The 22,024-nt window shown below is 40.1% G+C and carries 36 protein-coding genes; 33 read left to right on the plus strand and 3 right to left on the minus strand.

Annotation, left to right across the window (positions count from 1 at the left end):
- Positions 1-16: 16 nt before the first annotated feature.
- Entirely contained in the window at positions 17-835 is an 819-nt protein-coding gene (locus IGJ87_RS00190) for a purine-nucleoside phosphorylase (protein ID WP_002289198.1), read from the plus strand.
- A 16-nt stretch (positions 836-851) separates the two neighbouring features.
- The gene (gene deoD, locus IGJ87_RS00195) at positions 852-1,559 is read left to right on the plus strand and encodes a purine-nucleoside phosphorylase (RefSeq protein ID WP_002289197.1); all 708 of its coding nucleotides are present in this window, start codon (positions 852-854) and stop codon (positions 1,557-1,559) included.
- Positions 1,560-1,856: 297 nt separating this feature from the next.
- Here the strand turns inward: deoD and gpmA are convergent, their stop codons facing one another.
- The 3 genes from gpmA to rpiA form a co-directional block, all read right to left on the minus strand.
- Positions 1,857-2,543, minus strand: a complete 687-nt coding sequence (gene gpmA / locus IGJ87_RS00200) for a 2,3-diphosphoglycerate-dependent phosphoglycerate mutase (protein WP_002294321.1) — start codon at positions 2,541-2,543, stop codon at positions 1,857-1,859.
- Positions 2,544-2,714: 171 nt separating this feature from the next.
- Entirely contained in the window at positions 2,715-3,296 is a 582-nt protein-coding gene (locus IGJ87_RS00205) for a recombinase family protein (protein ID WP_104889182.1), read from the minus strand.
- A 132-nt stretch (positions 3,297-3,428) separates the two neighbouring features.
- Entirely contained in the window at positions 3,429-4,112 is a 684-nt protein-coding gene (rpiA, locus tag IGJ87_RS00210; RefSeq protein WP_002294319.1) for a ribose-5-phosphate isomerase RpiA, read from the minus strand.
- 318 nt (positions 4,113-4,430) lie between these two features.
- Here rpiA and rpsL point away from each other — a divergent pair, with 318 nt between their 5' ends.
- The 31 genes from rpsL (at position 4,431) to rpsK (ending at position 22,014) form a co-directional block, all read left to right on the plus strand.
- On the plus strand, positions 4,431-4,844 hold the full coding sequence (gene rpsL / locus IGJ87_RS00215) for a 30S ribosomal protein S12 (protein ID WP_002294318.1): 414 nt from the start codon (positions 4,431-4,433) through the stop codon (positions 4,842-4,844).
- An 83-nt stretch (positions 4,845-4,927) separates the two neighbouring features.
- Positions 4,928-5,398, plus strand: a complete 471-nt coding sequence (rpsG, locus tag IGJ87_RS00220) for a 30S ribosomal protein S7 (RefSeq protein ID WP_002290440.1) — start codon at positions 4,928-4,930, stop codon at positions 5,396-5,398.
- Positions 5,399-5,491: 93 nt separating this feature from the next.
- Entirely contained in the window at positions 5,492-7,579 is a 2,088-nt protein-coding gene (gene fusA, locus IGJ87_RS00225; RefSeq protein ID WP_002294317.1) for an elongation factor G, read from the plus strand.
- A gap of 171 nt (positions 7,580-7,750) precedes the next feature.
- Complete coding sequence (gene tuf, locus IGJ87_RS00230; RefSeq protein WP_002290442.1) at positions 7,751-8,938, plus strand: elongation factor Tu; 1,188 nt, start codon at positions 7,751-7,753, stop codon at positions 8,936-8,938.
- A gap of 405 nt (positions 8,939-9,343) precedes the next feature.
- A complete protein-coding gene (gene rpsJ, locus IGJ87_RS00235; RefSeq protein WP_002290443.1) occupies positions 9,344-9,652 on the plus strand; it encodes a 30S ribosomal protein S10 in 309 nt (102 codons plus the stop codon).
- Positions 9,653-9,682: 30 nt separating this feature from the next.
- The gene (gene rplC / locus IGJ87_RS00240) at positions 9,683-10,312 is read left to right on the plus strand and encodes a 50S ribosomal protein L3 (RefSeq protein ID WP_002290445.1); all 630 of its coding nucleotides are present in this window, start codon (positions 9,683-9,685) and stop codon (positions 10,310-10,312) included.
- 27 nt (positions 10,313-10,339) lie between these two features.
- On the plus strand, positions 10,340-10,963 hold the full coding sequence (gene rplD, locus IGJ87_RS00245) for a 50S ribosomal protein L4 (protein WP_002290446.1): 624 nt from the start codon (positions 10,340-10,342) through the stop codon (positions 10,961-10,963).
- Entirely contained in the window at positions 10,963-11,253 is a 291-nt protein-coding gene (gene rplW / locus IGJ87_RS00250; RefSeq protein WP_002290449.1) for a 50S ribosomal protein L23, read from the plus strand. The genes rplD and rplW overlap by 1 nt, the downstream gene beginning before the upstream one ends.
- Before the next feature lie 38 nt (positions 11,254-11,291).
- Positions 11,292-12,125, plus strand: a complete 834-nt coding sequence (gene rplB / locus IGJ87_RS00255) for a 50S ribosomal protein L2 (protein ID WP_002290451.1) — start codon at positions 11,292-11,294, stop codon at positions 12,123-12,125.
- Between the two features lie 42 nt (positions 12,126-12,167).
- Positions 12,168-12,446, plus strand: coding sequence for a 30S ribosomal protein S19 (gene rpsS / locus IGJ87_RS00260; protein WP_002288655.1), 279 nt, complete (start codon positions 12,168-12,170; stop codon positions 12,444-12,446).
- Between the two features lie 22 nt (positions 12,447-12,468).
- Positions 12,469-12,816, plus strand: a complete 348-nt coding sequence (gene rplV, locus IGJ87_RS00265; protein ID WP_002288657.1) for a 50S ribosomal protein L22 — start codon at positions 12,469-12,471, stop codon at positions 12,814-12,816.
- A gap of 13 nt (positions 12,817-12,829) precedes the next feature.
- Positions 12,830-13,486 (plus strand): 30S ribosomal protein S3, encoded by a 657-nt coding sequence (rpsC, locus tag IGJ87_RS00270; RefSeq protein ID WP_002288659.1) that lies wholly within the window; start codon positions 12,830-12,832, stop codon positions 13,484-13,486.
- 2 nt (positions 13,487-13,488) lie between these two features.
- Complete coding sequence (gene rplP, locus IGJ87_RS00275) at positions 13,489-13,923, plus strand: 50S ribosomal protein L16 (protein WP_002288661.1); 435 nt, start codon at positions 13,489-13,491, stop codon at positions 13,921-13,923.
- Entirely contained in the window at positions 13,913-14,101 is a 189-nt protein-coding gene (rpmC, locus tag IGJ87_RS00280; protein WP_002288664.1) for a 50S ribosomal protein L29, read from the plus strand. Before rplP ends, rpmC begins: the two co-directional genes overlap by 11 nt.
- 24 nt (positions 14,102-14,125) lie before the next feature.
- Entirely contained in the window at positions 14,126-14,392 is a 267-nt protein-coding gene (rpsQ, locus tag IGJ87_RS00285) for a 30S ribosomal protein S17 (protein ID WP_002288668.1), read from the plus strand.
- 57 nt (positions 14,393-14,449) lie between these two features.
- Positions 14,450-14,818, plus strand: a complete 369-nt coding sequence (gene rplN, locus IGJ87_RS00290) for a 50S ribosomal protein L14 (RefSeq protein WP_002288669.1) — start codon at positions 14,450-14,452, stop codon at positions 14,816-14,818.
- 36 nt (positions 14,819-14,854) lie between these two features.
- Complete coding sequence (gene rplX / locus IGJ87_RS00295) at positions 14,855-15,163, plus strand: 50S ribosomal protein L24 (RefSeq protein WP_002288670.1); 309 nt, start codon at positions 14,855-14,857, stop codon at positions 15,161-15,163.
- 27 nt (positions 15,164-15,190) lie between these two features.
- Positions 15,191-15,730: a 50S ribosomal protein L5 gene (gene rplE / locus IGJ87_RS00300; protein WP_002288671.1), complete on the plus strand. Its 540-nt coding sequence runs from the start codon at positions 15,191-15,193 to the stop codon at positions 15,728-15,730.
- 18 nt (positions 15,731-15,748) lie between these two features.
- A complete protein-coding gene (locus IGJ87_RS00305; RefSeq protein WP_002288673.1) occupies positions 15,749-15,934 on the plus strand; it encodes a type Z 30S ribosomal protein S14 in 186 nt (61 codons plus the stop codon).
- Between the two features lie 35 nt (positions 15,935-15,969).
- Positions 15,970-16,368, plus strand: coding sequence for a 30S ribosomal protein S8 (gene rpsH, locus IGJ87_RS00310; protein ID WP_002288675.1), 399 nt, complete (start codon positions 15,970-15,972; stop codon positions 16,366-16,368).
- A 31-nt stretch (positions 16,369-16,399) separates the two neighbouring features.
- A complete protein-coding gene (gene rplF / locus IGJ87_RS00315; protein WP_002288677.1) occupies positions 16,400-16,936 on the plus strand; it encodes a 50S ribosomal protein L6 in 537 nt (178 codons plus the stop codon).
- A 160-nt stretch (positions 16,937-17,096) separates the two neighbouring features.
- Entirely contained in the window at positions 17,097-17,453 is a 357-nt protein-coding gene (gene rplR / locus IGJ87_RS00320) for a 50S ribosomal protein L18 (RefSeq protein WP_002301025.1), read from the plus strand.
- A 20-nt stretch (positions 17,454-17,473) separates the two neighbouring features.
- Positions 17,474-17,974, plus strand: a complete 501-nt coding sequence (gene rpsE, locus IGJ87_RS00325; protein WP_002288681.1) for a 30S ribosomal protein S5 — start codon at positions 17,474-17,476, stop codon at positions 17,972-17,974.
- A 14-nt stretch (positions 17,975-17,988) separates the two neighbouring features.
- Positions 17,989-18,168: a 50S ribosomal protein L30 gene (rpmD, locus tag IGJ87_RS00330; protein WP_002288686.1), complete on the plus strand. Its 180-nt coding sequence runs from the start codon at positions 17,989-17,991 to the stop codon at positions 18,166-18,168.
- Positions 18,169-18,211: 43 nt separating this feature from the next.
- Entirely contained in the window at positions 18,212-18,652 is a 441-nt protein-coding gene (gene rplO, locus IGJ87_RS00335) for a 50S ribosomal protein L15 (protein ID WP_002288687.1), read from the plus strand.
- On the plus strand, positions 18,652-19,947 hold the full coding sequence (gene secY / locus IGJ87_RS00340) for a preprotein translocase subunit SecY (RefSeq protein WP_002288688.1): 1,296 nt from the start codon (positions 18,652-18,654) through the stop codon (positions 19,945-19,947). Before rplO ends, secY begins: the two co-directional genes overlap by 1 nt.
- Positions 19,948-20,008: 61 nt before the next feature.
- Positions 20,009-20,656, plus strand: coding sequence for an adenylate kinase (locus IGJ87_RS00345; RefSeq protein ID WP_002288690.1), 648 nt, complete (start codon positions 20,009-20,011; stop codon positions 20,654-20,656).
- 190 nt (positions 20,657-20,846) lie between these two features.
- Positions 20,847-21,065: a translation initiation factor IF-1 gene (gene infA / locus IGJ87_RS00350; RefSeq protein ID WP_002288695.1), complete on the plus strand. Its 219-nt coding sequence runs from the start codon at positions 20,847-20,849 to the stop codon at positions 21,063-21,065.
- 32 nt (positions 21,066-21,097) lie between these two features.
- A complete protein-coding gene (gene rpmJ, locus IGJ87_RS00355) occupies positions 21,098-21,214 on the plus strand; it encodes a 50S ribosomal protein L36 (protein WP_002288710.1) in 117 nt (38 codons plus the stop codon).
- Between the two features lie 17 nt (positions 21,215-21,231).
- Positions 21,232-21,597, plus strand: coding sequence for a 30S ribosomal protein S13 (gene rpsM, locus IGJ87_RS00360; RefSeq protein WP_002288713.1), 366 nt, complete (start codon positions 21,232-21,234; stop codon positions 21,595-21,597).
- Positions 21,598-21,624: 27 nt separating this feature from the next.
- Positions 21,625-22,014 carry a 30S ribosomal protein S11 gene (gene rpsK, locus IGJ87_RS00365; RefSeq protein ID WP_002288714.1) on the plus strand — a complete coding sequence of 130 codons (390 nt, stop codon included), beginning with the start codon at positions 21,625-21,627 and terminating at the stop codon, positions 22,012-22,014.
- Positions 22,015-22,024: the final 10 nt, after the last annotated feature.

Raw genomic sequence — 22,024 nt, forward strand, 5'->3', positions numbered from 1 at the left:
AAATAGGAGAAAGCAAATGACCAAGTTAAGCGAGATGTTACAAGAAACGACCCAGTTTATCCTTGATAAAGGAGTAAAAGAAATTGATTTTGGTTTGATTCTAGGTTCAGGATTAGGTGAATTAGCAGATGAAATCGAAGATGCTGTAATGATTTCTTATGATGAGATCCCGTTCTTTCCTGTTTCGACAGTAGTTGGGCATGCAGGAAAGCTAGTTTATGGGTCTCTGGCAGGCAAGAAAGTGTTAGCCATGCAAGGGAGATTCCACTACTATGAAGGTCATTCCATGCAAACAGTGACCTATCCAGTACGTGTGATGGCCGGGCTAGGAGCCCATTCAGTCATTGTGACTAATGCATGTGGTGGTGTCAACGAATCATTTGTACCAGGAGATTTGATGCTGATTACCGATCATATCAATTTTACTGGTGAAAATCCTTTGATCGGTCCGAATGAAGATGCAATGGGCCCTAGATTTCCAGATATGAGTCAAGCTTATACGCCTGACTATCAAGCAACAGCAAAAGCAGCAGCAGAAAAACTAGGTTTGGATCTTAAAGAAGGCGTATATATGGGCTATTCTGGACCAACTTATGAAACGCCTGCGGAGATCCGAATGTCTCGGACAATAGGAGCCGATGCAGTAGGGATGTCGACTGTTCCAGAAGTCATCGTAGCAGCTCACAGCGGATTAAAAGTGTTAGGAATCTCTTGTATTACCAACTTAGCAGCAGGTATGCAAGCGAATCTGAGCCATGAAGAAGTTGTAGAAACAACTCAGAGAGTCAAACAATCTTTTAAAGCATTGGTTAAAGAAACATTGACATTATTGTAATAGGAGGAACAATAAAATGAGTGTGCATATTGAAGCGAAAGAAGGCGAGATCGCCGATAAGATTTTACTTCCGGGAGATCCTTTGCGAGCTAAATATATTGCGGAGACTTTTTTGGAAGATCCAGTTTGTTACAATCAGGTACGCGGTATGTTAGGCTTTACCGGCAAATATAAAGGAGAACGTATTTCTGTTCAAGGAACAGGAATGGGAATGCCATCAGCCACCATCTATGCCCATGAATTGATCCAGTCGTATGGTGTAAAGAAATTGATTCGAGTAGGTACATGCGGTGCATTGTCAAAAGACGTCCATGTTCGTGATTTAGTACTAGCACAAGGTGCAGCGACCAGTTCTTCGATGATCGAAAAAAATTTCCAAGCCTTTCATTTTCCTCCAATTAGTGATTTCAATCTATTACTGAAAGCATATGAGATAGCTAAAGAAAAGGGCTATACGGTTCATGTAGGAAATGTTCTTTCGGAAGATTCTTTCTACAAAGATGATTTGACAGAGACATTCCAATTAGCTGAACTTGGCGTTTTAGGAGTGGAAATGGAAGCAGCGGCTCTTTATTACTTAGGCGCGAAATACCATGTGCAGACATTAAGTTTGATGACTGTTAGCGACCATTTGATCACCGGTGAAGAAACAACAGCTGCAGAACGTCAATCTACGTTCAATGAAATGATCGAAGTAGGATTGGAAACAGCGATAGCAGAATAAGAAGGAAATGAAAAAGCTGCCCTGCATTAAGTAATAAGAACATCCAAGCAAAAATAGCTCCTCATGTTTTTGACTTGGCTGGACTTATTATTGCAAATGTAAGCTTTTGAACACCGTTTACCAAGAGGTTGTGAATCTGCCGTTTAACTCTGAGTCACAAGGAACAATTTCAAAAAACAGCTTTTCATGTTTGATGAATATTGTGACTTGTGACCGAGAAGTTGGCAGGAGAACACCGTTTATACGAAAAAAGGGACTGTGACAAATCGTGTCACAGTCCCTTTTTTATAGTGTTTTTTATAGGTAGTATTTTTTAGCAACTGTTAAGTCATCATTTAATTCATAAACAAGTGGTTGACCTGTTGGAATTTCAAGATCCATGATGTCTTCGTCAGAGATACCTTCGATATGTTTAGCTAGGGCGCGTAATGAGTTACCATGTGCAGCTACTAAAACAGTTTTGTTGTCTAGTAATGCTGGAGCAATTTCATCTTGCCAGAATGGCAAAGCGCGTTCTAATGTCACTTTCAAGTTTTCTCCACCAGGAATATCGCGTTTGTCTAACATTGCGTAACGACGGTCATTTGCTGCAGAACCTTCGTCAGTTTCTTCCATTAATGGAGGAAGAGTATCGTAAGAACGACGCCAGATGTGTACTTGTTCGTCGCCGTATTTTTCAGCTGTTTCTTTTTTGTTCAAACCTTGTAATTTACCATAGTGACGTTCGTTTAAGCGCCATGATTTGATTTGTGGTACCCAAAGTTGATCTGAATATTCTAAGATCAAGTTACATGTTTTGATTGCACGAGTTAAAACAGAAGTGTAAGCAACATCAAATTCGATTCCAGCTTCTTTGATTTTGCGTCCGCCTTCTTTTGCTTCTTCGATTCCTTCTGGTGCTAGATTTACATCAGCCCAACCAGTAAATTGGTTCAATGCATTCCATTCACTAAGACCGTGACGAGAAAAAACTAATTTTGGCATGTTTAGCTCTCCTTTTAAGATAGGTTTATATTTCTGAAATTTTCAGTTCTGTTTTATTGTACAATTTTTTGGAAGAGATTTCCATCGAAAAATTAGATAAGATTCTATGAGAAAACAAGTAGAGAATATAAAAAAACGAACAGTGCCCACGCAACTGTTCGTTTTTAGGTATTAGATGCATAATTGCTTGATTTCTTTTTCAGGTAAATTGATATATTTATAACATGTTCCAACTGAAACACCGCATTTTGAAGAAATAAATTGGATCGTTTCTTTTTTTTCATAATAGAGACGTCGGATTTTTTTGATCGTTTTTGCATCGATTTTTGGTCTTCCGCCGATTTTTCCTTTTTTACGAGCTTCATCTAATCCAACTAATGTACGTTCTTTGATCAATGCGCACTCCATGTTTGCTAGGTTTTCCATTAATTGGAAATAGATTTTTCCCATTTCGCGCGTATCGATTCCTTCATCAAGACTAATCAAGTGCAGCCCGCGATCTTTGAATAATTGCGTGAGTTCTGTTAATTGCCGCGTAGATTTGCCTAATCGATGAAGTTGGCAAATGACTAGTGCATCGCCTTGTTGCATGTCAGCGATCACTGACTCCAAATGAACAGCAGTAGAATCATTTTGTTCCACTTCATATGTCTCATGGAAAATTTCTTGACAACCAAAGTCAGATAATTGATCAACCTGAGTTGTTAAATCAACGTCATTTATGGTTGTGCGTGCATAACCAATAATTTTCATGGTGATTCCTTTCTAGCAGTGATTTTCTAACTGGATATAACAGTAAAAATGTAGCATAAAGTACGTCAAAAAGATAGTTTTTTCGCAAATTTTCCGCTGTCTTTTTTTATTGGATGATCAAGCAGTTTTTCTTTATTTACGACGGATTGCGTCAAGAATCTCAACGCCTTTTTCTGAGCCGACAACTACTTTAGAAACCATGTTTAGGAAAAGCCCATGTTCTACTACCCCAACAAGTTCATCTAAATAGGTAGCTAAGCTTTCTGGCTGTTCGATGACTTCTAGATGCAGATCAATGATGTAATGACCACCATCTGTGGTTAGGACTTCTCCGTTTTCGTCTGTACGCAAGACAGGTTGGAATCCTTTTTCTTCAAAAATATGAAGTAGCTGTTGGGAGCCATAAGGGATCACTTCAACTGGGAGTGGGAACTTCCCAAGTTTATCGACTAATTTAGAAGAATCAACGATCCAAATCGTTTCTTTTGAGTACGTAGCGACTATTTTCTCGAAAAGCAAAGCAGCGCCGCCGCCTTTGATCCCTTGAAAATCAGCACTGATTTCATCAGCACCGTCTATTGTCAAATCGACTACGGGGACTTCATCAATACTCTTTAACGGTATTCCTAATTTTTCCGCTTGTTCTTTTGTCGCATTTGAAGTAGTAACTCCTGTGATACGTAAACCTTCTTCACGCATACGGCGACCAATCTCTTCTACCATATAATAGGCGGTTGAACCGGTCCCGAGACCTACGATCATCCCGTCCTTTACGAATTTCGCGGCTTCAATGCCAGCTAATTGTTTTAAATTCATCTTTGCGTCCACCTTTTTTTAGTTTGAGCATCGTGCTTTCCTCACTATTTTAGCGTGATTTACGGTAAAAAGATACCATTCTTTTTTATTCCAATAAAGCTTTTTCAAAAAAAATTGCATCCCTTGTTGACATGTTTTTTCATTCGTGATATTCTAACAAAGGTGCTTTATCTACAGGTTTCTGTGAAGAAACGTGCTGACTGTTTATCAAAGCATATTTGATAAGGATGCAGACATTGCATTTATTTTTTATCACAAAAAAAGAACCACCTGGATGTGTGGAACTAGACGCAAATCGTGGGAAGGAGGAAACAAGGAATGCCTACAATTAACCAATTAGTACGTAAACCTCGTAAATCAAAGGTGGAAAAATCTAATTCACCTGCTTTGAACAAAGGATATAACAGCTTTAAGAAAACTCAAACTAACGTAAACTCACCTCAAAAACGTGGGGTAGCAACTCGTGTGGGTACAATGACACCTAAAAAACCGAACTCAGCTTTACGTAAATATGCACGTGTTCGTTTGTCAAACTTAATTGAAGTTACTGCTTATATCCCAGGGATTGGTCATAACTTACAAGAACACAGTGTTGTATTATTACGCGGTGGTCGTGTAAAAGACTTACCAGGGGTACGTTACCATATCGTTCGCGGTGCTTTAGATACTGCTGGTGTTAACGACCGTAAACAAAGCCGTTCTAAATACGGAACTAAAAAACCTAAAGCTTAATTTTAATTATTAAACAAATGAAACTTGCTTCTACTATATAGAAGTAATTACTATGAACAATATTTCGGAAGGAGGAGTTACGGATGCCACGTAAAGGTCCTGTTGCAAAACGTGATGTTTTACCAGATCCTATTTATAACTCAAAATTAGTAACTCGCTTGATCAACCGTGTAATGGTTGACGGAAAACGCGGGATTGCAGCTAACATTATCTATAATGCCTTTGACTTGATCAAAGAATCTACAGGTAACGATCCATTAGAAGTGTTTGAACAAGCAATGAAAAACGTTCAACCTGTTCTTGAAGTTAAAGCACGTCGTGTTGGGGGTTCAAACTACCAAGTACCAGTTGAAGTTCGCCCTGAACGCCGCGTTACTCTAGGTCTTCGTTGGGTAGTAAACTACGCTCGCTTGCGCGGTGAACACACAATGGAAGAACGCTTAGCAAAAGAAATTATGGATGCTGCAAACAACACAGGTGCTTCTGTTAAAAAACGTGAAGACACTCATAAAATGGCTGATGCCAACCGTGCGTTTGCTCACTATCGCTGGTAAGATTCTCTCTGTTTGGTCGGCTTTTATAAGTCGACCTCAGATAGTGTCCTTATTTTTAGCAACTAGATAGTAAAGAGAGGAGAAACAAGGAGAATGACCAGAGAATTTTCTTTACAAAACACTCGTAATATCGGTATCATGGCCCACATCGATGCTGGTAAAACGACTGCTACTGAACGTATCTTGTACTACACTGGTAAAATCCATAAAATTGGTGAAACTCATGAAGGAGCTTCACAAATGGACTGGATGGAACAAGAACAAGAACGTGGTATTACGATCACTTCTGCTGCTACTACAGCACAATGGAAGGGTCACCGAATCAACATCATCGACACACCAGGACACGTAGACTTCACAGTTGAAGTTGAACGTTCATTGCGTGTACTTGATGGTGCTGTAACTGTTCTTGATGCACAATCAGGTGTTGAACCTCAAACTGAAACAGTTTGGCGTCAAGCAACAACTTATGGTGTACCTCGTATCGTATTTGCAAACAAAATGGACAAGATCGGTGCTGACTTCTTATATTCAGTATCAACTTTACATGATCGTTTGCAAGCAAACGCTCACCCAATCCAATTACCAATTGGTGCGGAAGACGACTTCACAGGAATTATCGACCTTGTAACAATGAAGGCTGAAATGTATACAAACGATCTTGGAACAGAGATCGAAGAAACAGAAATTCCTGAAGAATACCGCGAATTAGCTGAAGAATGGCGCGAAAAATTGGTTGAAGCTGTAGCTGAAACTGATGAAGAACTTACTTTGAAATACTTAGAAGGTGAAGAAATCACTGAAGCTGAGTTAAAAGAAGGTATCCGCCGCGCAACAGTTAACGTAGAATTCTACCCAGTACTATGTGGTTCAGCATTTAAGAACAAAGGGGTTCAATTACTATTGGACGCTGTTCTTGATTACTTGCCATCACCGTTAGATATCCCAGCTATCAAAGGAATTGACCCTAAAACTGATGAAGAAGTAGAACGTCCTGCAGACGACAGCGCTCCTTTCTCAGCTTTAGCATTTAAAGTTATGACTGACCCATTCGTAGGTCGTTTAACTTTCTTCCGTGTGTACTCTGGTGTTTTACAATCAGGTTCATACGTACAAAACGCAACAAAAGGCAAACGTGAACGTGTTGGTCGTATCCTACAGATGCATGCCAACTCTCGTTCAGAAATCTCTGAAGTTTACGCTGGAGATATCGCTGCTGCTGTTGGTTTGAAAGACACAACTACTGGGGACACACTATGTGATGAAAAGAGTCTAGTTATTCTTGAATCCATGGAATTCCCAGAACCAGTTATCCAAGTCGCTATTGAACCTAAATCAAAAGCTGACCAAGATAAAATGGGTGTGGCTTTACAAAAACTATCTGAAGAAGATCCTACTTTCCGTGCTGAAACAAACGTGGAAACAGGCGAAACAATCATCGCTGGTATGGGTGAACTTCACTTAGATATCATCGTTGACCGTATGCGTCGTGAATTCAAAGTTGAAGCTAACGTAGGTGCGCCTCAAGTATCTTACCGTGAAACTTTCCGTGCTGGCACTCAAGCCGAAGGTAAGTTTGTACGTCAGTCTGGTGGTAAAGGTCAATACGGTCACGTATGGATTGAATTTACACCAAATGAAGAAGGTGCTGGTTTCGAATTTGAAAATGCGATCGTCGGTGGGGTTGTTCCTCGTGAATACATTCCAGCTGTTGAAACTGGTTTGAAAGATGCTATGGAAAATGGTGTCTTAGCTGGCTATCCATTAGTAGATATCAAAGCTAAACTTTACGATGGTTCATACCATGATGTCGATTCAAATGAAACTGCCTTCCGTGTTGCTGCTTCTATGGCATTACGTGCAGCAGCTAAGAAAGCTAATCCAGTAATCCTTGAACCAATCATGGCTGTAGAAGTTGTTATCCCTGAAGATTACTTAGGTGATGTTATGGGTCACGTAACTGCTCGTCGTGGACGTGTTGAAGGTATGGAAGCTCGCGCTGGCGGCCAACAAGTTGTTCGTGCGATGGTTCCACTTGCTGAAATGTTTGGTTATGCTACAACTCTTCGTTCTGCTACTCAAGGTCGTGGTACATTTACAATGACATTTGACCACTACGAAGATGTACCAAAATCAGTACAAGAAGAAATCATTAAGAAAAACGGCGGAAAAGCTGAATAATTTCTTAAAACCGGATAGTCCTGCAAAGAGATTATCCAAAGAGACTATATTTTTAATATAGTTTCGTGTAAAATAATTATCGATGATATGGGCATGTGGTGTACCTTGTGTACATCATATACCTATCAGACAAATAAAAAATATATTGTATTTTTAGGAGGACATTTTAAAATGGCAAAAGAAAAATTTGACCGTTCTAAACCACACGTTAACATTGGTACTATCGGACACGTTGACCATGGTAAAACTACATTAACAGCTGCAATCACAACTGTACTATCTAAGAAAAACGGCGGCCAAGCTATGGCTTACGATCAAATCGATGGTGCTCCAGAAGAACGCGAACGCGGAATCACAATCTCAACAGCTCACGTTGAGTATGAAACAGATACACGCCACTACGCTCACGTTGACTGCCCAGGACACGCGGATTACGTTAAAAACATGATCACTGGTGCTGCTCAAATGGACGGAGCTATCTTGGTAGTTTCTGCTGCTGACGGCCCAATGCCTCAAACTCGTGAACACATCCTATTGTCTCGTCAAGTTGGTGTTCCTTATATCGTTGTATTCTTGAACAAAGTAGACATGGTTGATGACGAAGAATTACTAGAATTAGTTGAAATGGAAGTTCGTGACCTATTAACAGAATACGAATTCCCTGGTGACGATGTTCCTGTAGTTGCTGGATCAGCTTTGAAAGCTCTAGAAGGCGACGCTTCATACGAAGAAAAAATTCTTGAATTAATGGCTGCAGTTGACGAATACATCCCAACTCCAGAACGTGACAACGACAAACCATTCATGATGCCAGTTGAAGACGTGTTCTCAATTACTGGACGTGGTACTGTTGCTACAGGTCGTGTTGAACGTGGACAAGTTCGCGTTGGTGACGAAGTTGAAGTTGTTGGTATTGCTGAAGAAACTTCAAAAACAACAGTTACTGGTGTTGAAATGTTCCGTAAATTGTTAGACTACGCTGAAGCTGGAGACAACATTGGTGCTTTACTACGTGGTGTTGCACGTGAAGACATCCAACGTGGACAAGTTTTAGCTAAACCAGGTACAATCACACCTCATACAAAATTCTCTGCAGAAGTATACGTGTTGACAAAAGAAGAAGGTGGACGTCATACTCCATTCTTCACTAACTACCGTCCACAATTCTACTTCCGTACAACTGACGTAACAGGTGTTGTTGAATTACCAGAAGGAACTGAAATGGTTATGCCTGGCGACAACGTAACAATGGAAGTTGAATTAATCCACCCAATCGCTATCGAAAACGGTACTAAATTCTCAATCCGTGAAGGCGGACGTACAGTTGGTGCCGGTGTCGTTACAGAAATCAAAGCTTAATTCACTTAAGTTTTAAAGTAAAGCAACATTTATTCGGACGTAATCGCTCGGAACGAAGGTCTCAGGATCTTTGTTCCGAGCTTTTTTATTTATTGCAGGATCAGGAAAAAAGACAGGAGTATTATAATAGAAGGAACGCGAAATAAAAGAGTCAGTATTTTCTAAATGAAACTTTATGAAAACAAAATGTTTTTTACAAGAAAAAGCCTTGCTTTGTGAGTTTATATATATTATAATGACAAAGGTGCGTTTACTTTAGTGAATTGCACAGACGTAATCAGAATGATTTCGTCGGCTAAGAAACGAGAGGTTGCGACACGCCCGGACGCTTTGCCACGAACGAGCGTGACGGAAATTTTCGTGGAGCTATGTCTACTTTTCAAAATAGGCGAAGGAGGGAACAAGATGGCAAAACAAAAAATTCGTATCCGTTTAAAAGCGTATGAACACCGTATTTTAGATCAATCAGCGGATAAAATCGTGGAAACTGCAAAAAGAACTGGAGCTAGCGTGTCTGGTCCAATTCCATTACCAACTGAACGCAGTCTTTACACAATCATCCGTGCGACTCATAAATACAAAGATTCACGCGAACAATTCGAAATGCGTACACACAAACGTCTTATCGACATTGTGAACCCAACACCAAAAACTGTTGATGCTTTGATGAAGCTAGACTTACCATCTGGTGTAAACATCGAAATCAAATTATAAAACTAAAACAAAAATAATGGAGGTGTACTCATGACCAAAGGAATCTTAGGGAAAAAAGTGGGAATGACACAAATCTTCACTGAATCTGGTGAATTAATTCCAGTAACTGTTGTAGAAGCTACTCCAAACGTAGTACTACAAGTGAAAACAATGGAAACGGATGGCTACGAAGCTATTCAAGTTGGTTACCAAGATATGCGTGAAGTTTTATCAAACAAACCTGCGAAAGGTCATGTTGCAAAAGCAAACACGGCTCCTAAGCGCTTCATTCGTGAATTCAAAAATGTTGAGCTAGGAGAATATGAAGTAGGAAAAGAAATTACAGTAGATGTTTTCCAAGCAGGAGACATTATTGATGTAACAGGTACTACGAAAGGTAAAGGATTCCAAGGGGTTATCAAACGCCACGGACAAAGCCGCGGACCAATGGCTCACGGTTCTCGTTACCATCGTCGTCCTGGGTCAATGGGTCCAGTTGCACCTAACCGTGTATTTAAAAACAAACGTCTTGCTGGCCGTATGGGTGGCAACCGCGTAACTATCCAAAACTTGGAAGTTGTACGTGTCGATGCAGAAAGAAATGTTATCTTGATCAAAGGTAATGTTCCTGGAGCTAAAAAATCTTTAATCACTATCAAATCAGCTGTGAAAGCTAAATAATTGTAGGAAGAAAGGAGGAACTAAGGAATGCCGAATGTAGCATTATTCAAACAAGATGGAAGCCAAAACGGTGAAATCACACTTAACGAAGAAATCTTCGGAATTGAACCTAATGAAAGTGTTGTTTACGATGCAATCGTAATGCAACGTGCGTCATTAAGACAAGGAACACACGCGGTTAAAAACCGTAGCGCTGTTCGTGGCGGTGGACGTAAACCATGGCGTCAAAAAGGAACAGGTCGTGCACGTCAAGGATCTATCCGCTCACCACAATGGCGTGGAGGTGGCGTAGTCTTTGGACCAACACCACGTTCTTACAGCTACAAACTTCCTAAAAAAGTTCGTCGTTTAGCAATGAAATCTGTATTGTCAGAAAAAGTTGCTGAAAACAACTTGGTAGCAATCGAAGGCTTGAACTTCGACGCACCAAAAACAAAAGAATTCAAACAAGTTCTTGCTAACTTATCTATCGACTCTAAAGTATTGGTTGTTCTAGAAAAAGGTAACGACTTTGCTGCTTTATCAGCACGTAACTTACCAAACGTTTCTGTAGTAACTTCTGATAATGTGAGTGTGCTAGACGTTGTATCAAATACAAAAGTGTTAGCAACACAAACTGCTCTTACTCAAATTGAGGAGGTGCTTGCATAATGAACTTACTAGACGTAATCAAACGCCCAGTGATCACTGAAAAATCAATGCTTGCCATGGATGACAAGAAATACACTTTTGAAGTGGACACTCGCGCAAACAAAACTTTAGTAAAACAAGCGGTAGAAGCTGCTTTTGACGTTAAAGTCAAAAACGTGAACATCGTGAACGTACGTGCGAAATTCAAACGTATGGGCAAATATGCAGGATATACAAAAAAACGTCGCAAAGCGATCGTTACATTGACTGAAGATTCAAAAGAAATCCAATTATTCGAAGCTGCTGAATAAGCACTAATAGATAACTCATTAAATTAGGAGGGAAAAACGTGGCGATTAAAAAGTACAAACCTACCTCAAATGGTCGTCGTAACATGACAGGTTCTGATTTTGCTGAAATCACAACATCAACACCTGAAAAATCATTGTTACAACCATTGAAAAACCATGCTGGACGTAACAACAACGGCCGCATCACTGTACGTCATCAAGGTGGCGGACACAAACGCCAATATCGCGTGATCGACTTCAAACGTAACAAAGATAACGTTGTTGCAACTGTTCAAACGATCGAATATGATCCAAACCGTTCAGCTAACATCGCGTTAGTACACTATGAAGATGGAGTGAAAGCTTACATCTTAGCACCTAAAGGACTAGAAGTGGGTATGAAACTTGTTTCAGGTCCAGAAGCAGATATCAAAGTCGGAAATGCTCTTCCATTAGAAAACATTCCAGTTGGTACTGTTATCCACAACATTGAAATGAAACCTGGTAAAGGTGGACAATTGATCCGTTCTGCTGGTACAAGTGCTCAAGTACTTGGTAAAGAAGGCAAATACGTATTGATCCGCTTGAACTCTGGTGAAGTTCGTATGATCTTAGCTGCATGCCGTGCTACAATCGGTTCTGTAGGTAACGAACAACACGAATTAATCAACATCGGTAAAGCTGGACGCTCTCGTTGGATGCGTAAACGCCCAACTGTACGTGGTAGCGTAATGAACCCTAATGATCACCCACACGGTGGTGGTGAAGGTAAAGCTCCTATCGGACGTAAAGCACCAGTTTCTCCTTGGGGTCAACCAGCTCTTGGTTACAAAACTCGTAACAAAAAAGCTAAATCAGACAAACTTATTGTTCGTCGTCGCAAAAATAAATAATTACTTTGACCATGTGTCGCACATTTTGAGAGGAGGTTCACCATGGGTCGTAGTTTAAAGAAAGGACCTTTTGTCGATGAGCATTTAATGAAAAAAGTTGAAGCTCAAGCAGGGGTTGAAAAGAAAAAAGTTATCAAAACTTGGTCACGCCGTTCAACAGTTTTCCCAAGTTTTGTTGGATATACCATCGCAGTTTATGATGGACGTAAACATGTACCAGTTTACATCCAAGAAGACATGGTAGGACACAAATTAGGTGAATTTGCACCTACAAGAACTTATCGTGGACATGCTGCTGACGATAAGAAAACGAAACGCTAATTTGAGGGGAGGATAAATCCAAATGGCAGAACAAATCACATCAGCTAAAGCAACTGCAAAAACAGTTCGCACTTCACCTCGAAAAGCCCGTTTAGTAATTGACCTTATCAGAGGTAAAAGTGTCGCAGATGCAATTTCAATCTTGAAATTCACACCAAACAAATCTGCTGGAATCATTGAAAAAGTATTGATGTCAGCAGTTGCGAATGCAGAAAATAACTTTGACTTAGATGTTGAAAACTTGGTAGTAAGCGAAGCTTTTGTTAACGAAGGACCTACAATGAAACGTTTCCGTCCTCGTGCAAAAGGATCAGCTTCTCCAATCAACAAACGTACAAGTCATATCACGGTAGTCGTATCAGAAAAATAAGGAGGGATAATCAGTGGGTCAAAAAGTACATCCAATTGGAATGCGTGTAGGCATCATCCGCGACTGGGATGCTAAATGGTATGCTGAAAAAGAGTATGCTGAGTTCTTACACGAAGATTTAAGAATCCGTAAATTTATTTCAACTAAACTTGCTGATGCTGCTGTATCAACAGTTGAAATCGAACGCGCAACAGGTCGCGTAAACATTTCAATTCACACAGCTAAACCAGGTATGGTTATTGGTAAAGGCGGTTCTGAAGTCGAAAGCCTAAGAAAAGAATTAAACAAATTAACTGGTAAAAGAATCCATATCAATATCGTGGAAATCAAAAAACCAGATCTAGATGCAAAATTAGTAGGTGAAGGAATCGCACGTCAATTAGAAAACCGTGTTGCTTTCCGTCGCGCTCAAAAACAAGCCATCCAACGCTCAATGCGTGCTGGCGCTCAAGGGATCAAAACTCAAGTATCTGGTCGTCTAAACGGAGCAGATATCGCTCGTTCAGAAGGATACTCAGAAGGAACTGTTCCTCTTCATACTTTACGTGCGGACATTGATTACGCATGGGAAGAAGCAGATACAACATACGGAAAACTAGGAGTTAAAGTGTGGATCTATCGTGGAGAAATTCTTCCAACTAAAAAAAACACTGAGAAAGGAGGGAAATAATCATGTTAGTACCTAAACGTGTAAAACACCGTCGTGAATTCCGCGGAAAAATGCGCGGGGAAGCTAAAGGCGGAAAAGAAGTAGCATTCGGTGAATACGGTTTGCAAGCTGTTGATTCACATTGGATCACAAACCGCCAAATCGAAGCTGCTCGTATCGCAATGACTCGTTACATGAAACGTGGTGGGAAAGTATGGATTAAAATTTTCCCTCACAAATCTTATACTGCCAAAGCAATTGGGGTACGTATGGGTTCTGGTAAAGGGGCACCTGAAGGATGGGTTGCACCAGTAAAACGTGGTAAAATCATGTTTGAAATCGCAGGCGTTCCTGAAGAAGTAGCTCGTGAAGCGTTACGTCTAGCTTCTCACAAATTACCAATGAAAACTAAGATCGTAAAACGTGAGGAAATGGGTGGTGAATCGAATGAAGGTTAAAGAAATCAGAGAATTAACCACTGCCGAAATGCTTGATCAAGAAAAACAATTAAAAGAAGAATTGTTTAATCTTAGATTCCAATTAGCAACAGGTCAATTAGAAAACACTGCACGTATTAAAGAAGTACGTAAATCGATTGCACGCATCAAAACTGTGTTGCGTGAACAAGCTAAGTAATTATGGAAGGAGGCCATTAAGCGTATGACTGAAGGAAGAAATCAACGCAAAGTTTATCAAGGTCGCGTGGTTTCAGACAAAATGGATAAAACAATTACCGTTGCTGTCGAAACAAAGAAAAACCACCCTATCTATGGCAAACGCATGAACTATTCTAAGAAATACAAAGTGCATGATGAAAACAACACAGCAAAAGTTGGCGACATCGTGAGAATTATGGAAACTCGTCCATTATCAGCTACAAAACGTTTCCGTTTGTTGGAAGTAGTCGAAGAAGCAGTTATTATCTAATAACACGAGATTTTCCTATATAGATTGAATGCAAAATCTGAAAGGAGGATACACAACGTGATCCAAGCAGAAAGTCGTTTAAAAGTCGCTGATAACTCAGGCGCACGTGAAATTTTGACGATCAAAGTCCTTGGTGGATCTGGTCGTAAAACTGCTAACATCGGTGATGTGATCGTTGCTACGGTTAAACAAGCAACGCCAGGTGGGGTTGTCAAAAAAGGTGACGTCGTTAAAGCCGTTATCGTTCGAACAAAATCAGGAGCTCGTCGTACAGACGGTTCATATATTAAATTTGATGAAAATGCTGCAGTGATTATTCGTGATGATAAAAGCCCTCGTGGAACACGTATCTTTGGGCCAGTTGCACGTGAACTACGTGAAAACAACTTCATGAAGATCGTTTCACTAGCACCAGAAGTTTTATAATCTTGAGACACTTATCAAAGGAGGTGCGAAACAGTTATGTTTGTTAAAAAAGGCGATAAAGTTAAAGTTATCACTGGAAAAGACAAAAACAAAGAAGGCGTTGTACTAGCAGCGTTCCCGAAAAAAGATAAAGTTATTGTCGAAGGTGTAAATGTCGTTAAAAAACACCAAAAACCTTCTCAAGCTGCTCCTCAAGGTGGAATTGTTGAGATGGAAGCGCCAATTCATGTTTCTAACGTGATGGTGGTTGACTCTACTGGTGTAGCTGGCCGAGTTGGCTACAAAGAAGTAGACGGCAAAAAAGTCCGTGTTTCTAAAAAAACCGGTGAAGTTTTAGATAAATAAAAGTTTAAGGAAGGAGGGTCTTACTGAATGAACCGCCTAAAAGAAAAATATCTTAAAGAAGTAACTCCATCATTGATGGAAAAATTTAACTATAGCTCTGTTATGCAAACACCTAAAGTTGAAAAAATCGTCATCAACATGGGTGTTGGTGATGCGGTATCAAACGCTAAAAACTTAGATAAAGCAGTTGAAGAATTAACTTTGATCACTGGTCAAAAACCAATGATTACAAAAGCTAAAAAATCAATCGCTGGATTCCGTTTACGTGAAGGAATGCCAATTGGTGCAAAAGTTACATTGCGCGGAGAAAGAATGTACGAATTCTTAGACAAATTGGTTTCTGTTTCACTACCACGTGTACGTGACTTCCATGGTGTAAGTAAAAAAGCCTTTGACGGTCGTGGAAACTATACTTTAGGTATTAAAGAACAATTGATCTTCCCAGAAGTAGATTATGATTTAGTAGATAAAGTACGTGGTATGGACATCGTTATTGTAACAACAGCAAACTCTGATGAAGAATCTCGTGAGTTGTTGACACAATTAGGCATGCCATTCCAAAAATAATTAAAGGAGGCGAACTACGTGGCTAAAAAATCAATGATTGCTAAAAACAAACGTCCTGCAAAATTTTCAACACAAGCTTATACTCGTTGCGAACGTTGCGGACGTCCACATTCAGTTTATCGTAAGTTCCATCTTTGCCGTATTTGCTTCCGCGAACTTGCCTATAAAGGTCAAATTCCCGGCGTGAAGAAAGCTAGCTGGTAAAAAGTAAATTCGCATAAGAAGGAGGTAAAAGATCAATGGTCATGACAGATCCAATTGCAGATTTTCTAACTCGTATCCGTAACGCAAACATGGTTAAACATGAGTCTTTAGAAGTACCTGCATCAAAAATTAAACGTGACATCGCTGAAATCTTGAAACGTGAAGGTTTCGTTCGTGATGTTGAATACATCGAAGATGACAAACAAGGCGTGATCCGTGTTTTCCTAAAATTTGGTAAAAACGGCGAACGTGTTATCACAAACTTAAAACGTATCTCTAAACCAGGTTTGCGTGCTTATGTCAAAGCTGACGAAGTACCAAAAGTATTGAACGGTTTAGGTATCGCAATCATTTCGACTTCTGAAGGTGTTGTCACTGATAAAGAAGCTCGTGAAAAAAATATCGGCGGCGAAGTTATCGCTTACGTATGGTAATCAAGTAGAATCTACAAGGAGGTGTCTTTAAGTGAGCCGTATCGGAAATAAAGTCGTTGTTATCCCTGAAGGAGTAACAGTTACTCAAGACGGAAACAACGTTACAGTTAAAGGACCAAAAGGTGAATTGACTCGTACTTTTTCAGCAGATATCAAAATGAATATCGAAGGAAACGAAGTAACTTTCACTCGTCCAAACGACAGTAAAGAAATGAAAACAATTCATGGAACAACTCGTGCGAACTTCAACAACATGGTTGTAGGTGTCAGCGAAGGTTTCCAAAAAGCGTTAGAACTAATCGGGGTTGGGTACCGTGCACAATTACAAGGATCAAAACTTGTATTGAACGTTGGTTACTCACATCCAGTAGAAATCACACCACCAGCTGGAGTAACTGTTGAAGTACCAGCTAACACACAAGTAATTGTTAAAGGTGCGAACAAAGAAGAAGTTGGCGAATTAGCTGCAAACATTCGTGGAACTCGTCCTCCAGAACCTTATAAAGGTAAAGGTATTCGTTATGTTGGCGAATATGTACGCCGTAAAGAAGGTAAAACTGGTAAATAATCGTTTAGAAAAATTGCATAGAAGCCAGCAGCAGGAAAAAGGCATTTGGCTGAAGTTTACCTTCAAAAAAATACATTTTTACTTGTGCCGCAGCTTCTATTTTTCGAAACGTATTTACTGCTTGAAATAGTAGTACAATAAAAATAAAGAGGTGACAATTGTGATTACAAAACCAGATAAGAACAAAACACGTCAAAAGAGACATCGTCGTGTACGTAACAATATCTCTGGTACTGCTGAGCGCCCACGCTTGAACGTTTTTCGTTCTAACAAAAACATCTACGCTCAAATTATTGATGACGTAGCGGGTGTAACGCTAGCAAGTGCCTCTACCTTGGATAAAGAAATTTCAGGTGGAACAAAAACAGAAGCAGCAAAAGCTGTCGGTAAACTAGTTGCTGAACGTGCAGCTGAAAAAGGCATTAAAGTAGTAGTCTTTGACCGTGGTGGATACCTTTACCATGGCCGTGTGCAAGCTTTAGCTGAAGCTGCTCGCGAAAATGGACTAGAATTTTAGAAGAAGGAGGAATACCATTCATGGTTTATATCGATCCAAAACATTTGGAATTAGAAGACCGCGTTGTTGCAATTAACCGTGTAACAAAAGTTGTTAAAGGTGGACGTCGTCTACGTTTTGCTGCTTTAGTTGTTGTCGGTGACAAAAACGGACACGTAGGATTTGGTACAGGTAAAGCTCAAGAAGTTCCTGAAGCAATCCGTAAAGCAATTGAAGATGCGAAGAAAAACTTAGTTGAAGTACCTATGGTTGGTTCAACAATCCCACACGAAGTAATCGGTGCTTTTAGTGGTGGTAGAATCCTAATGAAACCTGCTGTAGAAGGTTCTGGGGTTGCTGCTGGTGGACCAGTTCGTGCCGTATTAGAATTAGCTGGGGTAGCAGATATCACTTCTAAATCTTTAGGCTCAAATACACCAATCAACGTTGTTCGCGCAACAGTTGAAGGTTTGAAACAATTGAAACGTGCAGAAGAAGTTGCAGAACTTCGCGGCAAATCAGTTGAAGAATTAATCGGATAAGGAGGACAACAATAATGGCTGAATTAAAAGTTACTTTAAAACGCAGTATTATCGGACGTCCTCAAAACCAACGCGATACAGTTAAAGCGTTAGGTCTTACAAAGATTAACAGTTCAGTGGTTAAGCCTTCTAATGAAGCAATTAAAGGCATGATCAATACTGTTTCTCACCTAGTGGACGTTGAAGAAATTTAATTTAGAAAAATCATAACTAGAACATTAAGGAGGTGCCAAACCTATGAAACTTCATGAATTAAAACCTGCTGAAGGTTCACGCCAAGTACGTAACCGTGTTGGTCGTGGTACTTCATCTGGTAACGGAAAAACTGCCGGACGCGGACAAAAAGGACAAAAAGCTCGTTCAGGCGGCGGTGTGCGTTTAGGATTTGAAGGGGGACAAACACCATTGTTCCGTCGTTTACCAAAACGAGGATTCACAAACGTGAACCGTAAAGACTATGCAGTCATTAATCTTGATGTATTGAACCGCTTTGAAGACGGAGCTGAAGTAACTCCTGTTGCTTTAGTTGAAGCTGGAATCGTGAAAAACGAAAAAGCTGGAATCAAAGTATTAGCTAATGGGGAACTAAACAAGAAATTAACTGTGAAAGCAGCAAAATTCTCTAAAGCAGCTCAAGAAGCAATTGAAGCGGCTGGTGGATCAATCGAGGTGATCTAATGTTTAGACTATTAAAAGATGCTTTTAAAGTAAAAGACATTAGATCGAAAATCCTATTTACTGTATTTGTGTTGTTTGTATTTCGCCTAGGTGCACATATTACTGTACCAGGCGTAAATGCTGCTTCATTGCAAAACCTTTCTTCTTTGCCATTTTTCAACATGTTGAACTTGGTAAGTGGTAGTGCGATGCAAAACTTTTCCATTTTCTCAATGGGGGTTTCACCATACATTACTGCTTCTATCGTCATTCAGCTTCTTCAAATGGACATCGTGCCTCGATTTGTTGAATGGTCGAAACAAGGGGAAGTTGGTCGTAAAAAACTGAATCAAGCGACTCGATATCTGACATTAGTATTGGCATTTATCCAATCTGTCGGTATCACTGCTGGATTCAATCAATACGCTCAATTAGGTTTCGTGAATAATCCTAACGTAGCAACTTACGTAACGATCGGTTTGATTCTAACAGCCGGTACGATGTTTGTTACTTGGCTAGGAGAACAGATCACAGAAAAAGGTATCGGAAATGGCGTATCAATGATCATTTTTGCAGGTATCATTTCTAGATTGCCTGAAAGTATCAGAGAAATTTATGAAGATTACTTTATAAATATTGATCCTTCAGACATATGGAAATCTGCTATTTTTGTGGCCATTTTACTAGTAGCGGTCTTGTTGATCGTGACATTCGTAACATTTTTCCAACAAGCTGAACGCAAGATCCCGATCCAATATACGAAACGCGTAGCTGGCGCGCCTACAAGCAGCTATCTGCCGTTGAAAGTAAATGCAGCTGGAGTTATTCCAGTTATCTTTGCTAGTTCGTTTATTGCTACGCCAAATGCTGTTTTACAAGCATTGAGCGGTAGATTCGGTTCTGAAAACTGGTACAAAGTGATGATGGAGATCTTTAACTATAATACAGCACCTGGTGCTACGATTTATACGATTCTGATCGTTGCCTTCACTTTCTTCTACGCCTTTGTTCAAGTAAACCCTGAGAAATTAGCGGAAAACTTGCAAAAGCAAGGAAGTTATATACCAAGCGTACGCCCTGGTAAGGGGACTGAAGAGTATGTCTCAAGATTACTGATGCGTTTAAGTACAGTTGGTGCAGTCTTCCTTGGTTTAGTGGCATTGCTTCCAATCATTGCTCAAATGGTTTGGGATCTTCCACAATCAATCGGATTAGGCGGTACAAGCTTACTGATCGTTATCGGTGTAGCTTTAGAAACTGCGAAACAGTTAGAAGGCTTAATGCTGAAACGTAAATATGTTGGATTCATTGAGTAAGAAAGCGTGTTGAGGTTTCCCCTCAACACACGTTCTCACACATTTATTAGGAGGGAAAACAATGAACCTCATTTTAATGGGGCTGCCAGGCGCAGGTAAAGGAACACAAGCTGAAAAAATCATTGATGCTTATGGTATTCCGCACATCTCAACAGGAGATATGTTCCGCGCAGCGATGCAAAACGAAACAGCTCTTGGCCTGGAAGCAAAGTCTTATATGGATAAAGGTGCATTAGTTCCTGATGAAGTAACAAATGGAATCGTGAAAGAGCGACTAGCTGAACCAGATACAGAGAAAGGCTTCTTATTAGATGGCTTTCCACGTACGCTAGATCAAGCAAAAGCTCTGGACGCAATGCTAAAAGATTTGAATAAAAAAATTGATGCTGTCATCGATATCCATGTTGGTGAAGAAATCTTGGTCGAACGTCTAGCCGGCCGATTTATCTGCAGCAATTGTGGAGCAACTTACCATAAAATTTTCAACCCTACAAAAGTTGAAGACACATGTGATCGTTGCGGTGGGCATGAATTCTATCAAAGAGAAGATGATAAACCTGAGACGGTTAAAAATCGTCTGGCTATCAACATCAAAAATAGTGAACCAATCTTGGCTTATTATAAAGAACAAGGTTTGCTAAACACTATTGATGGTGCTCGTGAAATCGATGCTGTATTTGCAGATGTACAAAAAATCATTGAAAAATAGCACGATTGCCCGTAGCCGACTTGCATTATGCAGTTACTCTTGTCAAGTTCAATAAATTATGATAGAATATGTCAGTCCGACTTCTAGAGAATCCTCTAGATGATCCATTTTGAGAATTTTGAGGTGGGAACTGCAGTTTCCGCCATTTTATCGTGTGAAAATGCGAAACAAGTACAAGGAGGTACTGTGCGTGGCAAAAGAAGATATGATTGAAGTCGAAGGTACAGTCGTCGAAACTTTGCCGAATGCAATGTTTAAAGTTGAACTAGAAAACGGACACCAAGTTCTTGCTACTGTTTCAGGTAAAATTCGTATGCATTACATCCGTATCTTACCTGGTGACAAAGTAACGGTTGAATTGTCTCCATACGATCTTAACCGTGGCCGTATTACTTATCGCTTTAAATAATTGTACTCCGTAAAACTACAGGAGGTATTATCATGAAAGTAAGACCATCAGTAAAACCAATGTGCGAACATTGTAAAGTAATTCGTCGTAAAGGACGCGTTATGGTGATTTGCCCAGCAAATCCAAAACATAAACAACGTCAAGGATAATTGGAGGTGCTATAAATATGGCTCGTATTGCAGGAGTAGATATTCCTCGTGATAAACGTGTAGTAGTTTCACTTACTTATATCTATGGTATTGGTAACACTACTGCTAAAAAGATCTTAGCTGATGCTGGTGTATCTGAAGATGTTCGCGTTCGTGAATTAACGAATGAACAAACAGATGCTATCCGTGCAGAAGTAGATAAATTAAAAGTTGAAGGGGATCTTCGTCGTGAAGTGAACTTGAACATCAAACGTTTGATGGAAATCGGTTCTTACCGTGGAATCCGTCATCGCCGTGGATTGCCTGTTCGTGGACAAAACACGAAAAACAATGCACGTACTCGTAAAGGCCCAGCTCGCGCTATCGCTGGCAAGAAAAAATAATTCTTAAGTGAAGGAGGTTAAAACTTCATGGCAGCAAAAAAAGTGAATCGTAAACGCCGTGTGAAGAAGAATATAGAAGCAGGTATTGCACATATCCATTCTACATTCAATAACACTATCATCATGATCACTGATACTCACGGAAATGCATTAGCGTGGTCATCAGCTGGTTCATTAGGTTTCAAAGGAAGCAAAAAATCAACTCCTTTTGCCGCTCAAATGGCAGCAGAAACTGCTACAAAAGCAGCAATGGAACACGGATTAAAGACTGTTGAAGTAACAGTTAAAGGACCTGGTTCTGGACGTGAAGCAGCAATTCGTTCATTACAAGCTACAGGTTTAGAAGTGACTGCAATTCGTGACGTGACTCCAGTTCCTCATAATGGTGCCCGCCCTCCAAAACGCCGTCGTGTTTAATGAGTGCCGC

It is taken from the genome of Enterococcus sp. DIV1411a (assembly GCF_050531945.1).
Taxonomy (GTDB): domain Bacteria; phylum Bacillota; class Bacilli; order Lactobacillales; family Enterococcaceae; genus Enterococcus_B; species Enterococcus_B faecium.

Coding starts and splice junctions, on each gene's coding strand:
- IGJ87_RS00190 (WP_002289198.1), top strand. CDS start 17: ATGACCAAGTTAAGCGAGATGTTACAAGAAACGACCCAGTTTATCCTT.
- deoD (WP_002289197.1), top strand. CDS start 852: ATGAGTGTGCATATTGAAGCGAAAGAAGGCGAGATCGCCGATAAGATT.
- gpmA (WP_002294321.1), bottom strand. CDS start 2,543: ATGCCAAAATTAGTTTTTTCTCGTCACGGTCTTAGTGAATGGAATGCA.
- IGJ87_RS00205 (WP_104889182.1), bottom strand. CDS start 3,296: ATGAAAATTATTGGTTATGCACGCACAACCATAAATGACGTTGATTTA.
- rpiA (WP_002294319.1), bottom strand. CDS start 4,112: ATGAATTTAAAACAATTAGCTGGCATTGAAGCCGCGAAATTCGTAAAG.
- rpsL (WP_002294318.1), top strand. CDS start 4,431: ATGCCTACAATTAACCAATTAGTACGTAAACCTCGTAAATCAAAGGTG.
- rpsG (WP_002290440.1), top strand. CDS start 4,928: ATGCCACGTAAAGGTCCTGTTGCAAAACGTGATGTTTTACCAGATCCT.
- fusA (WP_002294317.1), top strand. CDS start 5,492: ATGACCAGAGAATTTTCTTTACAAAACACTCGTAATATCGGTATCATG.
- tuf (WP_002290442.1), top strand. CDS start 7,751: ATGGCAAAAGAAAAATTTGACCGTTCTAAACCACACGTTAACATTGGT.
- rpsJ (WP_002290443.1), top strand. CDS start 9,344: ATGGCAAAACAAAAAATTCGTATCCGTTTAAAAGCGTATGAACACCGT.
- rplC (WP_002290445.1), top strand. CDS start 9,683: ATGACCAAAGGAATCTTAGGGAAAAAAGTGGGAATGACACAAATCTTC.
- rplD (WP_002290446.1), top strand. CDS start 10,340: ATGCCGAATGTAGCATTATTCAAACAAGATGGAAGCCAAAACGGTGAA.
- rplW (WP_002290449.1), top strand. CDS start 10,963: ATGAACTTACTAGACGTAATCAAACGCCCAGTGATCACTGAAAAATCA.
- rpsS (WP_002288655.1), top strand. CDS start 12,168: ATGGGTCGTAGTTTAAAGAAAGGACCTTTTGTCGATGAGCATTTAATG.
- rplV (WP_002288657.1), top strand. CDS start 12,469: ATGGCAGAACAAATCACATCAGCTAAAGCAACTGCAAAAACAGTTCGC.
- rplP (WP_002288661.1), top strand. CDS start 13,489: ATGTTAGTACCTAAACGTGTAAAACACCGTCGTGAATTCCGCGGAAAA.
- rpmC (WP_002288664.1), top strand. CDS start 13,913: ATGAAGGTTAAAGAAATCAGAGAATTAACCACTGCCGAAATGCTTGAT.
- rpsQ (WP_002288668.1), top strand. CDS start 14,126: ATGACTGAAGGAAGAAATCAACGCAAAGTTTATCAAGGTCGCGTGGTT.
- rplX (WP_002288670.1), top strand. CDS start 14,855: ATGTTTGTTAAAAAAGGCGATAAAGTTAAAGTTATCACTGGAAAAGAC.
- rplE (WP_002288671.1), top strand. CDS start 15,191: ATGAACCGCCTAAAAGAAAAATATCTTAAAGAAGTAACTCCATCATTG.
- rpsH (WP_002288675.1), top strand. CDS start 15,970: ATGGTCATGACAGATCCAATTGCAGATTTTCTAACTCGTATCCGTAAC.
- rpsE (WP_002288681.1), top strand. CDS start 17,474: ATGGTTTATATCGATCCAAAACATTTGGAATTAGAAGACCGCGTTGTT.
- rpmD (WP_002288686.1), top strand. CDS start 17,989: ATGGCTGAATTAAAAGTTACTTTAAAACGCAGTATTATCGGACGTCCT.
- rplO (WP_002288687.1), top strand. CDS start 18,212: ATGAAACTTCATGAATTAAAACCTGCTGAAGGTTCACGCCAAGTACGT.
- secY (WP_002288688.1), top strand. CDS start 18,652: ATGTTTAGACTATTAAAAGATGCTTTTAAAGTAAAAGACATTAGATCG.
- IGJ87_RS00345 (WP_002288690.1), top strand. CDS start 20,009: ATGAACCTCATTTTAATGGGGCTGCCAGGCGCAGGTAAAGGAACACAA.
- rpmJ (WP_002288710.1), top strand. CDS start 21,098: ATGAAAGTAAGACCATCAGTAAAACCAATGTGCGAACATTGTAAAGTA.
- rpsM (WP_002288713.1), top strand. CDS start 21,232: ATGGCTCGTATTGCAGGAGTAGATATTCCTCGTGATAAACGTGTAGTA.
- rpsK (WP_002288714.1), top strand. CDS start 21,625: ATGGCAGCAAAAAAAGTGAATCGTAAACGCCGTGTGAAGAAGAATATA.